The following is a 16647-nucleotide window of genomic DNA, read 5'->3' as shown; positions in this document are numbered from 1 at the left end:
CGTGTTGCAGCTGGCTCCCTCGCCAAAGCGGAAGGGTACCTCTCACGCCATGATACTTGACGGGAATTGCGATAATTAGGCGGGTAGGCGCCGCATGCTCTTCGAACCGCGCGGAAGGGACGCACGTTAACGGTTGCGATCTCTGACGTTTGTGCATGTCGTCCTTGGTCGGAGGATTGGAACATCGACAGACTCAGCGGTCACGCGTTGGAAACCGCAATCAGGTGCTTAAGTCGAGCGGCTGCTGCGCCGCGATCAAGCGATTCTCGCCCAATCGCTACGCCTTCCTGCAGCGTCGAAGCCCGGCCGGCCACAATCAATGCAGCCGCAGCCGTAAAAAGTGATGCGTCGCGAATTCGACCTGGTGCGCCATCGAGTATGCTTTGCAGCGCGAGGTTGTCGGGATCGCCGCTATCCAGTGCCTTGCTAAGGCCGCGAGGGAATCCGGCCTCCTCCGGCCTCACTTCGAAGGTGCGGACTGTACCCGCCTCAAGCGCGGAAACAAAGGTCGGCTCGGCGAGGGTTATGTCATCGAGTCCACCGGAACCATGAACCACCCACACCGACTCGGCGCCAAGATTTTTCAACACGTACGCCAGAGGCTGTACCCATTCACGAGAGCAGACCCCAACAATCTGACGCTTAAGCTTGGCCGGAGTCGACAGAGGGCCAATGAGGTTGAAGATAGTGTGGGTGCCAAGCGCGGTTCGGATCTGGGCTACGCGCTGCATTGCCGGATAGCGGGCCGATGCAAACGTGAAGCCGATGCCGGCATCGCGCACGCAACGCATAACGGCGTCAGGCTCAAGATCGATCTTCACGCCGATGCGCGCGAGGACGTCTGCAGTATTGCCCGAACCTAGAGACGCAGCGCAGTTGGTATGCTTTGCGACAGCAACGCCCGCTCCCGCGACGATGAAGGAGGCGCAGGTCCACACGTTGACCGCACACAAAGAGGTGTCGTTCGTGCTGGCGATATAAATGGGGTCGCATCCTGCCTCGACGGACGGCATTCTCTTCCGCATTGCGGAGGCCGCGCCGGTGATTTCTTCGACTGTTTCGCCGCGGACCCTCAAGCCCATCAGTAAGCCGCCGATCTGCGAGGGGCTTGCGCGACCCGACATCACACCGTCGAATGCGAACGCGGACTCCTCTCGACTCAGAGTGGCGCCGCTAGCAACTTTGCCAATAATCGATTTGAGCGCTTCCATCGAACTTTACACGATTCCTGTCCAGACCTCAGGCGCTCGCGCTCGACCGGGACTTTCGCTGAGGAGGCATGTCATCGGTGGCGGCGGCTTTGCGGCAGCGGCACGTTCGCGAGGAACAGACGTCTCATTGAATGAAACGAGCAGTGAAGCTGTGGGTCACTCGGCGACGCTACAACCTGACGCTACGTGAGGGTCAAGTTCTCGATTCGGCGTCGTATCAACGCGAAATCGTCGGCCGACGAACTCAATACGCGTCCAAGAATGCGGCCGTCTAAACACGAACCGAGGATCAAACGCGTACCTCAACTTAGCATAGGTTTCTATCGTTTGAGCTATAGCAACGCGGAGAGCGATTGCTCGGGCGAAACGCCGCTGCCTCTGTCAACCGCGAGCGCTAGTGCCACTCTCGATCGGCCGCGCTCATTTGCTCTCAGATTGCTGGGGTGGCCTGGAGCTCCCGTTCGACCGGTGTGCTAAGGGAACTGCCGCTTAGTTATCAATCCTCACTTCGAATTGCTGTTTTTGGTGCCGCTGTCGCGACCTGACACCACATATCGACACTGCCGGCTGAGGCTCGCTTGCTTTGATCTGAGGCATGAAATGATGGCGACGCGATCCGGTATGTGGTTGCTGCAATGGCGGAACACGTCCTCCATGCAAGCCTCTTTCTCCTCTTCCGTCGGCGCTTGATCGCGCGCATGCACGGGATCGGGAATTGCAGCTGTCAATATGGCAGCAAGAGCGATCGCGCCGCAGGTAGCGTTGAGGAGCGAGGCCAAAGCGATCCGTTGGCTTTCAGTCATGATATCCTTTCAAGTCGGTGAGGCTGCGATTGTCGTTCTTGCATCAGGCGAAGGAGACCTTTTAACCGGGGAGAACGCGCCGGGTGAGCAATCATCGCTGTCAGGAAGCGGCTAGATTGTCGAAGACGGTTCCAATTGTCGAGGATCGTACAATCTGACGCAGCGTGCGGTTCAAGCCTCTTAGTGGGCGCCAGCCAAAGATGTTCTGGATGATCATATTACGTCCTACACCGACGCTGCGAGAGAGCGTCTCGGCTGGAAGATGGCAGGTCGTATCACTGAACGAGGGATTTGCGTGAGGCCGGGACGGCGTGAGTGTCAGCGCATAACCAGAGATGCTGCTGTCGATTGTGCCGTGGCCGTGCGCCTCGGTCTTACGTAATTGTACGGAGTTCTGGTGTCGCATTTCCTTGATCTGCGGATTGCATGCTCACCACCATGAATCCGAAAAGCAAACTCTACGAACCCGATCACTGGCGGGGCCGAGCTGAAGCAACGCGAAAGAAAGCGGAAGCACTCGCTTACGGAGGACCCAGAGATAGGCTTCTTAAGATCGCGATGGAATACGACAAGCTCGCTCGGCGGGCCCAAGACTGGCAAGCGCGCCGAACCGCCGACGATAGTTGGCCCGACTAAGAGTTGTGAGGACTCACTTCGCTTCGACGACCGGTCCCGCCGATCGGCTCGCAATTTCATTATGAGGGCGATGATGCTCAGCGCCGGGCAATGCCGGTTGCTGGCTTGTATGCAGTGTGCGCAGATCTGCACAGCGGGGGTCGGGATCTCGGGGGGAGACGAGGTGGCTGTGTGGGATCTGCTAATCGCGACACAGTGGACACCGATCGCCCGATTCTTGTTGCCATTCGTGTGCGTGGTTTCGCAGAGCACTTGTCCGCCCGCAGTTGTGGATCTGGTCGGTAATAGCCGACGTCACTCCAGGCAGGATGCTGATGGACTCGTGGCAGGATGTTGATGGGCTCATCGGTTTCGCCGACCCCGATATGTCATCCTCTTGCGTCTGCTATTACGTTTGCGTCGGAAGGGCCCGACGGGGTGCGAGGTAGTTGCGCCTAAGTGTCGCCCTGGAGCTTGCCTAAAAACGGAGTTCAACTGTCAAACTGACGGCGCGTCTGTTCCATCCCCCGCACGATTGGATCAGTGCGGGCCCAAAGAGGCTTCGAGAAGCGCACGTGCGCCACCTTGTTCATCGTGACTGTCGCCAGTGCATCGGGTCCGTTCGCTCAAAGGAACGCTGTGGTGATCCAGTAGATACCGGCCCAGAGCAGCGCATTTAAGAGCAGCCCGACCAGCGGCCACAGGTTCCACCGCCTTTGCGCTTGCAAAGAGCCGAAATCAGCGACGTATTGCCTCATCATGGGTTGCTTTGGTGTGCGCCAATGCATCATTCACCACACGACGCGCTGGCACGCGAAGAATCGCGTTTCTTTAGAAGTCTCGTGTCATTCATGAGTTCGCGGTGTTCTTTCAAGGATCGAGAATCGAGAAGCTGTTTGCCGCGTGACAGGCATCCGGCTTGGTGATTTGGATCGCGCTTCGTCAGCTCAGGCGGGGCGTTACGAATCAAGACCTACGTCGCGTTGTGAATTGGCCCTGGATACAACGCGTCTTGTTGATTTCGTGTCTCGTCACCAGAGCAATCAGTATGCCATGACCGGAGAGGTGTTGCGCCCTCCTTTGACAGGAGAAAAAATGATGTCCGTCTGCTCCGGTGCAATGGATTAGCTGCCTGTAGTAGAGTTTGCGACATCGATGCCTGAAATCAAACAATAGCCGGTAGAGTGAATGCGCCACCAGCGCTATACTGGCGACAGTGCGTTAGGATTTGCATCTCTTGATAGTCTGAAGGAGCGACGATGGTCGACGTTGAGAGTCGATGAGATGGACTAGTCATCTTCCCTGACCGCTACCTTACGAAGAATCGCTTCGAAAGAACTTGATGGTATTAGCCCCAATATTTCCGGTGGCCGGCCGTCCTTACTCTAATGCGAGCTCGGCCGATTTAGCGCTCATACGGCTCGAGCATCGTCACATAGATGACGCATTGGCACTGTTTCACACCCGGCGAGAAGCGGGTGCTGCTATCTATCGGGTACAACATGGCAGTACGGCGCCGAGGCGCAGCCCTCGAATTGTCACGCGCTGGCCACGTGGTTTGCGAGCCGTAATGAGATGAACAAGCAAGCATCAGAGGCGATCATAAAGAGCTGCCAGGATGACAATCGATTCATCGGCCACGAGTTGATGGGCCGCTATCGGCCCGCTTCATATGTTCGAGCAGATCGTCCGATGATCCGAGCGGGCAGGCCAATGAGCGATTGTTTTGAGGTGTCAGAGGCCCAAAGGCAGATGTGCCGTTGCTAAGGCCGGCTCTGTTCGGCGGTGGGCGCGTGAGGCTCGACTTCGTGACGGAGTTGTTCGGCGGGCTCGCCCATCGGGTTGCGATGAGCTTGGAAATCCATCTGTAGGCTGTGTCGCATGGAGCGGAGCGTGCAGGGCCCGTATTCAGCGTCCGTGAGAGCATTCATCTGGTTCTCAAAAGATATGAGCATCCGAAAACCGATAGTAGGGGAGCAAGTAATGATGAACATCTGCGGCTTTCTCAGCAGATGGTTCGCTGAAGAGTGGTTCTGGAATGCTGCGCTGAGGACTGAGCTGGCGCCAGTTCATCAGCTTCCGGACAATGTCATCTATGTGGACTTCAGGGCGATCCGGGAAGCAAAGGAGGGGGCGTGCGAGCGCAGATTATAGAGAAGCTGGAGGCCGGCCGGGTAAAATACGGCCGGTTCGCCAGTGTGCCTGGATCGGGCCCTCATGGCCTGTTTCTTGTGCAGGGGCCTTGCGGGTGTGAGCTCAAAATCAGTGGATTAGTTCGTCCTAGCTGGGAGCACGTCGCTGTCTCGACGCCGCGGCGTTGTCCAAACTGGGAGGAGATGTGCTTCGTAAAGGACCTATTTTGGAACGAAGAAGAATGCGTGATGCAATTGCATCCGCCGCATTCGCAATATGTCAATAACAGTCGGTATTGTCTGCATCTGTGGAAACCAATCCATCGGGACATCCCGATGCCGCCAGCAAGCTTTGTGGGCATCGTCGGGTTAGAGCCATCCGAAGCGGCAATATTGTTCTCACGAATGAGCGCAACGGCATGACGAGGACAACGATTTCCTGAAGAAAAGATCCGAGCCGGTGCCGCAGGGGTGGTTCTGCACCGCCGGAAGGCAGGGGGCCGCCGACATGTCGGGGCTTTCCGCCAGTCGCAAGTGCGGAAGTCTTGCCTCTGATATCCGCACACCAGGCGGGAGGTGCTCTATAAAGTGGACGCAAGAGATGTTTCATGTGCTGGAGCAGCCTGTGCCATTGCGGGCGGGATGATGATTGTTTTCAGCGGGGGCAACCACTCCGGCCAGAATTGCTTGCTTGTCGGCCGCTGCCCTGCGTCTGAAATCGGAAACGGCGGTTGAAGCGTGGGCTCGCCGAATAGTCGGGCTCGAGTGCGACGCTCTTCCAAAGCTTATCAGTTCGTCAGCTCGTCGACAGCTTGCAGCAATATCATTCGTAGGCAGGGCGTGAGCTCCCCGCACTCGCTTTAGACTAAACGTACGCTGAAGAGACAGGCGAACCATCATGTATAATCGAGTTGGTGGCCAATCGATACGCTCTGATCAGGCCGACGAATCAAATCAGTCCGCTGACAGTGGCAGCTTTGCGCAAGCGCTTACCGAGTGCGTGCAACGAGAGAGCTTGCCGCCTGAGGAGTTGTCTGACCGAATGGGACTCTGCTGCAGCAGGCCTCATACCTCAGACGCAAACGTTTACAGCCCGGGCTCCTCGAGCCCCAGCACGTCCTCTCAGTCCTCAGATTCCAATCCGTCCTCTCCGGGGGGGCCGATTCGTCCCCTGTTTCAATACAGGACGGCTGAATTGCCCGGGGCCAATGTCAACGGCATCTGCGTCGGTTTGGCAGCGGAGTGGCTCCGCAATCAGCACAGCAGCCCTGCATCCCGAATGGGCGCGCTGCGCCCGGGCGCTGAAAACCATGCCTCGGCGGCGGTGCGGCAGCGGCGGTATGAAGATATCAAGACTGAGTTGCGAAACGACAGGGCGGGAGGTTCTCACAACCTTCAGGCAAAAAGCACAATGCTGCGCGAAGCGGGTTTGGAGCCAGCTGACGAACAGACGCGATATAGGTTTGGCTCATCTTCGCGTATTGCCCAGATAGTGAACGAAGTCACCGCCGACCCGTCGATTTATTTACTCGGCTTACGGTTCGCCGCAGGTGGCGCACACACTATGGCAACGTCCACGTCGAATGGAATGACGACGCTCTTTGATCCCAATTATGGTGAGTTTACCGTTCGGTCGGACCAAATGGGTGAGCTGTTCAAAAGCCTCGCCGACCGCTACAGCAACCTGAACGGACATGATATATCGACGGTCGTCACACAAAGGATGACCTGAGCATCGGGCTTTCAATCGGCCGTTCCGACCGTGCCCGTGTCCTTCCCGGTTTTCGCGGAACCGAGCCGAATCGAGAGCGGCCGCGCCCCGTTGAAGTTGGGGGGGGCGCACTGATAGCTGCGTCCTCCTTTAGCATGCGACAATTTGCTGTAATGGAGCTCATGGCGGCCCCGAAGATGAAGGCACGTTGATATAGCGGCCGCCCGACATCGATAGGTAGCCCATCCAGCCGTTTGCTTCGCCGCGAGATATCGGACGTCGGATAACTCGTGCATTCCTTGGACTACTAATGTTCCTGGCTGCTATGCTGACACTCCGGCACGTTTGGGAGGAACTGTCAGGCACCACGGCCTCTGGTGTGAAAGCGTGTTCGGCTTCGAGAAATCACAAACGGCCTGGACTTCGTTTCGGGAAGCGCGCATCTGCGGCATCACCTTTGCCGTGATCCACAATTGCAGCCTGCGTTTGGCTTGCCCCCTCGTCAGCTTTTCGAAAACCAAGCCTCTTAGCATAGGCTCTCGTCTCTCGATTGATGCGGCCTATGACTGAACTGGTGACAGTAAAAGCCGGGCGGATCTGCAGGAGATTATGTGCTCAAAACAGAAGGAGAGCTGTATGGATTGTAACCAGATCGACGGCGGTGGATCCCCAGGGTCTCCAGGAGCGTTCACCTGGACACAAGAGGATCAGGATCTATTCAGTCGGATCATCAATGAGCCCGGGCCATCCTCGTCCGCCGTGCCCGAGGAGACGGCGTACGATGTTTCATTCGCCGTTCCCGAGAAGTTTGCCCACGGCTCTCAATCCGCTCCCGGCCGAATGGTCGAGAGACTGGGCCACTTGGGTCTCCTGCCTGACACCGACCAGCCGATCATGACTTATGAGATCCAGGGGCACCGCTACACGGCTGCTCTGGACCCGTCCAACGCCGTGCGTCTCATCCATAACCCTCCGGAGGATCAAAATGTTGGAGCCGGACCGGCGGGGCTACCAGATTTCGGAGCATTTATCTTTGAGACCCGGCGCAGGGGATTCCCGTTCCCGGAGCAGTGGGCGCCTCTAGCCCTGATCGAGAAGCTGCGGGAAACGGGTTTCATGCCTAGCCCGAACAACCCAACAACCATTGCGCTTAATGGTCGGGCTTACAATGCCGAGCTAATGGATGGAGGATTCGTTAGGCTCAGGCGGGCTGCGTGAGAGCGCCGGCCCATCGTTGAACCAGCGGAGCCGGGCTTTGCTAGAGCCTTGCGGCCGTCGGTTCGAGCTATCGACCGTTCAGAGACCCAGCAATGAACTGTCCCGCGCCGCCAGCGGGTGCACGGCATCGGCCCCTGGCGGATCGCGGCTATCTTGGTGTCGCGCGAGCCTTGGTGAGGACGTGGATGGATTCGTTGAAATCGCCATCGGGATGAAATCGTGACGGAGTGATCTGGGTTTGCCATAAACTTGAGATCCACTGGCAAGGCGCGCCTTCGGTTGCGGCTGCTTTCTAAGCGCATCCGACCGATCAAGCGATCAAGTTCGCGGCTCTGAAAGTGGCCGAACGGTATGATTTACGATCGGCGACGTTTGTGCGCTCCTGGAAGCTGCAAAGCTCCAAGACACAGCAGATGCGTCGTTCACCATCCGGTGGCCAATCTACCATCCGATATCCAAACACCTTTGCCGCAACCCTCGTCGAGCCGGGTTTAGGCGCCAACCGATTGCCGTCTCTTATGGCCCGGGAGGACGGCTCAGGCATAGACCCCGTGTGCGAAGCACACCATTTTCAACGAACTCGATGCCGGCCAGGGTGACAGTTCGAGGGCGAGGCACAAAATCGTGGCCGCCAAAACCGATGTCACCAAGCCGACTATCAGCGGCGAGTCCGCTGTGAATGGCGCCCGGAACGTAGCCCGGACGATCCTGACCGACCGAATCCACCGATTGACGCCGTCGAAGCCCTGACACGCTCGTCTGCTGAAACAACCTATGGCGCGGACACGGTTGATGCCCGTTCGTCGAAGACCACCAGCCGGTTATGGCCAGCCTAATGGCGTCGCGCATGCGCAAGTCAAACCGCCTATGACCACTCTCATCCGGCTTAACCAATCCAATGAAACTACTCCGATGAATCCCGAGTCGGCTGTACGCTAATCAGATTTCCGTCAGGTCCAGGGCATATCTTCGGCGCTAGAGCGCACAATCGTACAAAACTGACTCGCACGTCAGGTTAGTGGCGAGTGACGTCCTGTCGACGCGGCCAAGGGGCTCCGCTCTGAAGCAAAAGTCGTTGAGGCCGACGCCGCAGGCCTCTGCCACCGTCGGAATCGGCGCATTCTAGCTCGCATGGGAGATTGATTTTGACGAGAGCCGACTGGAGAGCGAAGGAAGCCCGCGGATCAGAGATGGACTGGTCCAGCCCTGAAGCAGATCTTGGCGGCGGAAACGATCGCTCGAAGTTCAGTTCTGTCTTGCAGGGCTTGCGCTCTGAAAATCAGGACCTGACTGCGGGCTCGGCCCGAAGGCCGACTTCGGCCAGCGATGCCCGACGCCGCACGTCAACCGATCCTTCCGTGAATACGCATGTCGACGAGCCAGCTTTGCGGTATTTGGCGCATCGCGGCGCGCCAAATTGGGAAGAAAGTGCGTCGCGTTCCGGTGCCGAGAGCCGCCGTGCCGAACAGCCCAGGAGTTCACGAGGTGCCTCTTCCTCGCACGGGCAATCTATATCGGACCTGGAGGCAGCGCCAAAGCGGCGGCGCCTGGATTATGTCGCCCCGCAGGGCAGGCAAGCTGCGATTTCAGAACAGCAATCTAACGCCGCTCTGGACGCCATTTATTTCGCTCGCGACATTGCCCAATTCTCACGTGCAGTGGTGGAAAACGACAAGCGACTGCAGCGGGCGGACAAGAAGATCCATGCGGCCTTTATACAAAAGGCTGCCGCCCAGCTCAGAAGCCAATTTGTCACCCACTTCGAGGACGATATCCGCCGCAGGGAATCCTTGGGCTACGCCACGGCATGCAACGCTGTGAGTCGCGAGGCCGGCGGTCAGGAAGGCCTTGAAGCTTGCAAGGCGGTGGCATCTCGGGTGTCGCAGCTTTCCAACACGTTACTGCGCGAACTCAAACCCGCTGCTCTTGCGCTGTTCGCGTCATCATTCGGTCGGCAACAGCAGTCGAAGACATGCCGCAATGGAGTCATCAGAATTGCCGAGTTTTGTCGTGATGAACCCAAGGTACTTGGCGCGGCGAATAGCCAAAATCTCTCGCTGCTGGTGAACGGTTTCAGCAAGTGGACGCAGGAGGCGGGAACTCGTGAGGGCACGGAAGCTATTGCTCGCGTGGTCCGTCGTGCCGGCCGCAACAGCGAGCTCTCTGATTTTGATCAGAAACATTTGGCGATGCTTGTGAACGGGTTCAGCAAATGGCCGGACGCGCCAGACTGTCGCGACGGCACGTTTGCGATCGCGTCTGAGGTTCTTCGCCGCCGTGAGTTCGGGCTGTCCGATTTTGAGCCGCAGACACTGGCGAATCTGGTGAGCGGCTTCAGCAAGTGGCCGGACGAGGCGGACTCGCGCGAGGCCACGTTGGCGATCGCGAGTGAGATCCTCCGCCGCGACCGCCATGCTCGGCTCTCGGAATTCAATCACCAGAATCTGGCTAACCTGGTGAACGGCTTCAGCAAATGGCCGGACGCGCGGGACTGTCGTGACGCTACGCTTGCGATCGCGGGTGAGGTCCTTCGCCGCGACGAGCTCTTCCATTTTAAACCGCAGGAACTGGCAAATCTGGTGAACGGTTTCATCAAGTGGTCGGACGCGCGGGACTCGTTCGATGCGACGTTTGCGATCGCGGGCGAGGTCCTGCGCCGCGGCGCCCGGAATTTTGAGAGCCAGCACGTGGCGATGCTTGTGAACGGCTTCAGCAAATGGCCGGACGCGCGTGACTGTCGTGACGCTACGCTTGCGATCGCGGGTGAGGTCCTTCGCCGCGACCGTTATGCCTCGCTCTCTAAACTCACTCACCAGCAAGTGGCCAACCTGGTGAACGGCTTTAGCAAGTGGCCGGACGAGGCGGATACGCGCGACGCCACGTTTGCGATCGCGGGCGAGGTCCTTCGCCGCGACCGCCATGTCCGGCTCTCTGAATTCACCTACCAGGAACTGGCTAACCTGGTGAACGGGCTCAGCAAGTGGGCGGATGCGCCGGACTGTCGCGGCGCAACGGTTGCGATCGCGGGTGAGGTCCTTCGCCGCAGCGCCCGGCTCTCTCAGTTTATTCCGCAGGAACTGGGGAACCTGGTGAATGGCTTCGGCAAGTGGCCGGACGCGCCGGACTGTCGCGAGGCGACGTTTGCGATCGCGGGTGAGCTGCTTCGCCGTGCCGAACTCTCCCATTTTTCCCACCAGCACCTCGCTAATCTGGTAAACGGTTTCAGCAAGTGGCCGGACGCGCGGGACTGCCGCGAGGCCACGTCTGCGATCGCACATGAGGTCCTTCGCCGCGGCACCCAGCTCTCTCATTTTACTCCGCAGGAGCTGGCGAACCTGGTGAACGGCTTCAGCAAGTGGCCTGACGCGCCGGACTGTGGCGACGCTACGGTTGCGATCGCGGGTGAGGTCGTTCACCGCGGCGCGCGCGGTGAGTTCGCACTCTCTGGTTTCAATCGTCGGGACTTTGCGCACCTGGTGAACGGCTTCAGCAAATGGCCGAATGCGCCGGCCTGCCGCGGCGCCACGTTTGCGATCGCGGGTGAGATCCTTCGTCGCGGTGCCCGGCATTTTAGCGACCAGCACTTGGCGATGCTTGTGAACGGCTTCAGCAAATGGCCGGACGCGCCGGACTGTCCCGAGGCCACGTTTGCGATCGCGCGTGAGGTCCTTCGCGCCGAACTCTTCGATTTTGCCCCGCAGGCACTGGCAAACCTAGTGAACGGGTTCAGCAAGTGGCCGGACGCGCCGGACTGTCGCGGCGCGACCTGTGCGATCGCGCATGAGGTCCTTCGCCGCGCCGAACTCTCTGATTTTACCCCCCAGGGATTGACGAACCTGGTGAACGGCTTCAGCAAGTGGCCGGAGGCGCCGGACTGTCGCAAGGCTGCGTTTGCCATTGCGGGTGAGGTCCTCCGCCGCGGCGCGCGCGATGAGTTTGCACTCTCTGATTTCAATCGTCAGGACTTTGCGAACCTGGTGAACGGCTTCAGCAAATGGCCGGAGAGTGAGGATTGTCTCAAAGCAACAATGGCAATCGCCCAGGAAACCCGTCAGCATCAGCTCTCCAATTTCCCTCCGCAGGCAGTGGCGAACCTTCTGAACGGCTTCAGCAAGTGGCCTGAGGAGCCGATATGCTGTCAGTCCACCATGGACATCGCGCGCGAATTGGGAGCTGGAGCGCAGCGATTTAGTGTGTTCACCACGCCTGAGCTGGCGATGCTCGCCAACGCTCTGTCCCGAACGATCATGAGAGCGGAGGAGAGTGGGGAGATTACGGATGCTGCTCTGCCGAAGGATCGGTTGCACAAGCTCGCCCACTACCTGCACTATGATAATGATCGCCTGTTGAAGGCTGAGGTTCTGAGCATCACGAACATTTTCAAGGCGCTGGGTAAGGCTGGCCTATTCGATGATCTCGGTTTGCTCGCGCCGACAGGCTTGAGTCGGCTGTCTGAATTGCGTTCAGCTCCTGGTTTTTCCGCCGAGAACAACCTTGAAACTATGGGTAATCTGAGTGCTGCTCTGCTGCCGCTCGCGCGCAGCCTAGAGAAGCCACTGCGCTGGCACCGCAGGCAGGCCCTCAACGTGCTCAACGACCTTCAGCCCGTGCTCGAGCAAAAGATCAAGGCGCATCTGAACGCGGGCGATGCGGAGCGGAGCCGTGGGCCCCTTGCGAGCCGGAGCCCCGCTTTATCGATCTATCAGACGCTCAAGGCCCGTGCGGCGCTGGAGCGATTGTTCAGGTCACCCTATGTCGAGGGCAACGGGGCAAATTTACGGGCCAGGCAGAAAGAGCTGCAGCGCGGCACGAGAGAGATCCTGGCAAGCGCTCGCGACCTGATTCAAGGTGATCTGTCCAGCATGAGCTGGAATCTGATTGCGCAGATCGAGGCTGACAGTCCAGTGGACGCGCTGGACTTGTTCATGGAGCAGGATGCGGCGGCGATCCAGGCGCAACATCCTCCGTCGGCGTTCGACGTGCATCAGGTATTGCGAGCCATGGACCACGCCCCGAGGTCTCCGCAGGGTGAGGCGGGACTGATGCAGCTGCCGGTCGTGGACATGCATGGGGGGCCGTTGGCCATGGAGCCGGAGACGCGGTACTCGATTTTCCATCGCCTGACTTCGGGGGTCCTGCCCGTCGTCGCGGTACAACTGCCGGCACCCCCAAGCGCATTCATGCTAGCGCGTACGGTAAATGTAAACGGTATCCCATACCGGATGGACCTGTTCGGCGGCAGCAGGTTAAAGCCGCCACGATTGACTGTGTCTCAAGTTGCGACCCGCACTCGAGACGAGCAAGCAAAGCCTTCGGGGGGGAAGCTGCTGGCGATTCCCTATGCCGAAACCGCGCCGGGTACAGCATTCGAGCAGCTGTCGCGCGCGTGGGCCCCTTTCAAAGAGGCCTATTATTATACTCAGCGCAGAGGCTTTGCGGCGCCTCCGGCGATCAAAGGTCTGTCACCCCACGACTCCGCGCTGGAAGGCGCCTTCAAACTGGCGCTGCTGCCGGACCGCCCTGCCAACGAGGGGCATCCCTTCCAGCTGAGGGGGCCGGACGGACCCATTGCATTGCGACCGCACGACGGCTGCGGCTTCATCCGAGCCTCGCTGGCCAAGCTTATGCCAGCTGTTCGCCGCGCCGGCGAGCAGGAAGGTCCTGACCGCGTGCATGCCTTTGCCGAGGGAACGAGAGCGTCCTTGCCAGCGATGGCCTTGCAACATTATCCGCGCAGCGAGCAAGTAGCGGATGAGGCCCGGCAGAAGGCGATGAGCTGGGTTGAGAGTCGGGTAAAGCAAGAACTGACGTCGGAGGAGCTGTTTCGGGTCGTAACAGCCGCGAACATCAATGGTCCGGGCGCCATCGCCATCCCATCCGGTGATGGCTGTCTGCATGTGCCGAGGCTCAAGAGCGAAACATTGACCGGTGGTGGCGTGCTGATCGGGCGATCGCCCTACGATCAACCCAACCTCCGCCCGTTCGCCCTCGATCGGGTCAGGTCAGCTGCGGATGGGGACCCGACTGCGGCGTTTCTCGATCAGTGCGTGACCATACAATACAGCTTCAACGTCGCCCAGAAGTCGGGGGAGGAACTGGCAGTCGATGATCCGACTTTCTTTGCCAAGGGGCTTCTGATCGTGGTGCCTGATGAAATGTGGCCGGCCGACTTCGCCGACCGTGGCTTGGTGATGTCCGCCGAGGACGTCAAGTGCCATTCGAGCTGGATCAAGGGCAAGGACCGCGTAACGGCGGACAGCGCGCTCGATTGTATCGGGATCCTGCAGGCCACTGAGATCTTCGCTCCGGGATCCCTGGTTGCCATCCCGCCTGATGAGCAGAAAAAACTCGACGGCGACTTCGATGGCGATACGGCCATTATCATTGCCGACCGGCCGCAGCTTTACGAGCATGTCAGGCAATTCGACCAAGAGGAGCAAGCTCGCGGCCTCCGCTCGCTCAAGCCGCCAAAATCCCATACCCCGGCGATTGAGGACGGTCGCTATAATTTCGGTCGCGCCAGCCAGATTCTCGCCGCCACGCGGAACGTTCTGGAAACCTATACCGGCCTGCAGCGAGGTTTTCTGGCTCAATCACATGAAGCCCGACAGTGGTTTGCCGAACGTGCCATATTCGGCACGTACGAAGGCATTGACCGAGAGCTCAAGCGAGACATCCGCGCCCTCCTGGAGCAGGAACAGGTTAGTGCTCACGACGTCCGGGACAAGCTCGAGAAGGCGCGGCACGATATCGAGCTGGCACACCATCCCATCGCGCGCGAGACGGCCGAGTTGCTTCTCACCGAACTCGAGGCGTGGGCGGCTGGTCTCGACCAGCAAGTCCCGCCCGAACTCCTGCCCGAAACAGCCGCTACTGCGAATGAAAGACAGCTCGCAATGAGCCAAGAGCTTTGCGAGCTGTTTCCGCCGCTTGCCGAGACCTATCCGGCAACGGCTCACCCACGGGACCGCGTCCAGCTTCTGGTCGATCGTTACCCTACGCGCATCGACCCCCGACCGGATGGTTACATGCCGCACGACCTCGTGCAAAGTGCAAAAAACCTGCTGAGCATCGGCATCAAAGTCGGAACTGACGCCTACAAATCCGACACTGGCGCTTACGCCTTTATGATCAAGAGCAGGCAGCTTCAGCGCCTGTTGCAACAGACACCCGGGTTGAAGTCGGCTCCATACACCAAGAGCTTGGCGGCTACCCTCAACCAAGGTCGTTTCGATGTCGATGCAGCCTTGGAGGATCTCAAGGACAATCCGACGCTGGCGGCTTCGATCATGCAAGCCTCGATCAAGCTCGCTGCCGAGCGGGGGATTCTGCGCGAACCCTCGGATCTAACGCTTGCTACCGAAGATGTCGCCACCACAATCACGTTGACTCGCGAGGAGGCGGCACAGCGCGCCCAAATGGAGGTTTCCCGCGCTCAAGCCGAAGAGAAGGACATCACCCGGACGGCAAAGGCGGTTGCCGAAGCCCTTAAGGTGGCCGGCATCGAGGTGAAGATGCCCCATTTGGCTAAGCGTCTTAGATCGCCAAGCTCAATGACAGACGAGCTCACCGGACTCCAGGCCAGCTCTGAGACCGGCGTCCAGCTTTTCAACAACGCTGTACGCCACGTCTTCGAATTCTCTGACAGGGATTTTACACGTGCCTTCAAGAAAGCCATTCTAGCGTTCGAGGAGAGCGGGTATAGCGAGGTCAGCACGACTAACTGGTTCAGGACGCGATCGCGGACCTTCGCTGGCATCAAGACAGTGTTCGGCACGCCTGGCGGTTACCGTTTTGAGCTCGAGTTTCACACGGCAGACAGCTACAAGGCCAAGCTCGACAATCATGAGACGTACAAGGAGCTGCAGAAGCTCAGACGGCTACAGCGAGGGAGCGAAGAGCCCCCGGATGAGTCTATAGCCGAGCAGCTCCTGGAGCGCGTGCGACGGGCGTGCAACAGGGTTGTCATCCCCGAGGGTGCCACAGAGATCCCCCATTGGGAAGCCGAAGCCGGCAATCGCGTTGGCGCTCGCCCTGCTCGTGTGTCGAACGTGACCCGGCCGACACGCGCAGCGCGGTCGGCACGCGCTACAGAGATTGTTGGCGCCCTCGACAACCGCCCGATCGTGCTCGTTGGCATGATGGGGGCCGGGAAATCCACTGTGGGACCTGCACTCGCAAAGCAGCTGGGGCTGACGTTCGTCGACTCCGATAAAGAGATCGAGGCGAAGACTGGCAAGTCCATAACCAGGATTTTCGCGGAGGATGGCGAGGCGCATTTCAGGGATCTCGAGGCGAATGAGATCTGCCGTCTGCTCGATCGGGGGCCGCTGGTGCTCGCAACCGGTGGCGGAGCCTTCATGTCCGAAGAAGTCCGCCGTCGTGTCGGCGAGAAGGCGGTCTCGATCTGGCTTAATACCAACGAGGACGTGATCAGGCGCAACCTGCGACACGACACCAACCGTCCGAAAATACAAACCGCAGACCGGGACGAGATGATCACAAAGCTGATGGAGCAGCGCAATCCTGTGTATAAGCTCGCCAATCTCACGATTGCCCCACAGGACCGGCGCGAACTCAAGAGCGCGGATGCTTGTCTTAGCGAGCTGCACGGCTATCTTTGCGCCGGTGGCGGGCTAGACGCTGGGCAATCTGGCTCGGTTAAGGAGGAGATGCCACGATCCACGTCACTATAGACTGCTACGGCTCCCGGTCAGACATCCATCGCAGTGCTGGATCTGTGCTCGATTTCCCTCGACACCGCACGACTTGTGATGTCAAACATTTCAAATCGGGGTTTGTACCCGGGAGCCCTGGCCGATGCCGGCTTCGTGGACGGCGCCACGGATTTGCCAGCTGACGATATCGCGGCCGATTACGCTCTGCTGCACGAGCAGTCGCAGAGGCATGATCAGTTTCTTGCGGCGCAGACGCGGCTGGTTGGGCCCACGCAAAGT

At 59.2% G+C, this 16647-nt stretch carries 7 protein-coding genes; 5 read left to right on the top strand and 2 right to left on the bottom strand.

The genetic code is table 11. From position 1 onward, the window contains the following. Nucleotides 1–200: 200 nt before the first annotated feature. Nucleotides 201–1211, bottom strand: coding sequence for an anthranilate phosphoribosyltransferase (gene trpD, locus J6525_RS21870; RefSeq protein ID WP_225646229.1), 1011 nt, complete (start codon nucleotides 1209–1211; stop codon nucleotides 201–203). 503 nt (nucleotides 1212–1714) lie between these two features. Further along, nucleotides 1715–2014: a hypothetical protein gene (locus J6525_RS21865; RefSeq protein WP_225646228.1), complete on the bottom strand. Its 300-nt coding sequence runs from the start codon at nucleotides 2012–2014 to the stop codon at nucleotides 1715–1717. Nucleotides 2015–4764: 2750 nt separating this feature from the next. Here J6525_RS21865 and J6525_RS47900 point away from each other — a divergent pair. From J6525_RS47900 to J6525_RS21845, 5 genes are all read left to right on the top strand, one after another. Then, a complete protein-coding gene (locus tag J6525_RS47900; protein WP_092090049.1) occupies nucleotides 4765–5184 on the top strand; it encodes a DUF7694 domain-containing protein in 420 nt (139 codons plus the stop codon). Between the two features lie 475 nt (nucleotides 5185–5659). After that, the gene (locus J6525_RS21860; RefSeq protein ID WP_312009815.1) at nucleotides 5660–6493 is read left to right on the top strand and encodes a YopT-type cysteine protease domain-containing protein; all 834 of its coding nucleotides are present in this window, start codon (nucleotides 5660–5662) and stop codon (nucleotides 6491–6493) included. 366 nt (nucleotides 6494–6859) lie between these two features. Continuing rightward, the gene (locus J6525_RS21855; RefSeq protein ID WP_225646227.1) at nucleotides 6860–7042 is read left to right on the top strand and encodes a hypothetical protein; all 183 of its coding nucleotides are present in this window, start codon (nucleotides 6860–6862) and stop codon (nucleotides 7040–7042) included. A 66-nt stretch (nucleotides 7043–7108) separates the two neighbouring features. Continuing rightward, nucleotides 7109–7690, top strand: coding sequence for a hypothetical protein (locus J6525_RS21850; RefSeq protein ID WP_225646226.1), 582 nt, complete (start codon nucleotides 7109–7111; stop codon nucleotides 7688–7690). A 1190-nt stretch (nucleotides 7691–8880) separates the two neighbouring features. Further along, complete coding sequence (locus tag J6525_RS21845) at nucleotides 8881–16386, top strand: shikimate kinase (RefSeq protein WP_225646225.1); 7506 nt, start codon at nucleotides 8881–8883, stop codon at nucleotides 16384–16386. Nucleotides 16387–16647: the final 261 nt, after the last annotated feature.

This window comes from Bradyrhizobium australafricanum (assembly GCF_020329495.1).
Lineage (GTDB): Bacteria > Pseudomonadota > Alphaproteobacteria > Rhizobiales > Xanthobacteraceae > Bradyrhizobium > Bradyrhizobium australafricanum.
This window is presented reverse-complemented; position numbering and strand designations above follow the sequence as displayed.

Coding starts and splice junctions, on each gene's coding strand:
- trpD (WP_225646229.1), bottom strand. CDS start 1,211: ATGGAAGCGCTCAAATCGATTATTGGCAAAGTTGCTAGCGGCGCCACT.
- J6525_RS21865 (WP_225646228.1), bottom strand. CDS start 2,014: ATGACTGAAAGCCAACGGATCGCTTTGGCCTCGCTCCTCAACGCTACC.
- J6525_RS21860 (WP_312009815.1), top strand. CDS start 5,660: ATGTATAATCGAGTTGGTGGCCAATCGATACGCTCTGATCAGGCCGAC.
- J6525_RS21850 (WP_225646226.1), top strand. CDS start 7,109: ATGGATTGTAACCAGATCGACGGCGGTGGATCCCCAGGGTCTCCAGGA.
- J6525_RS21845 (WP_225646225.1), top strand. CDS start 8,881: ATGGACTGGTCCAGCCCTGAAGCAGATCTTGGCGGCGGAAACGATCGC.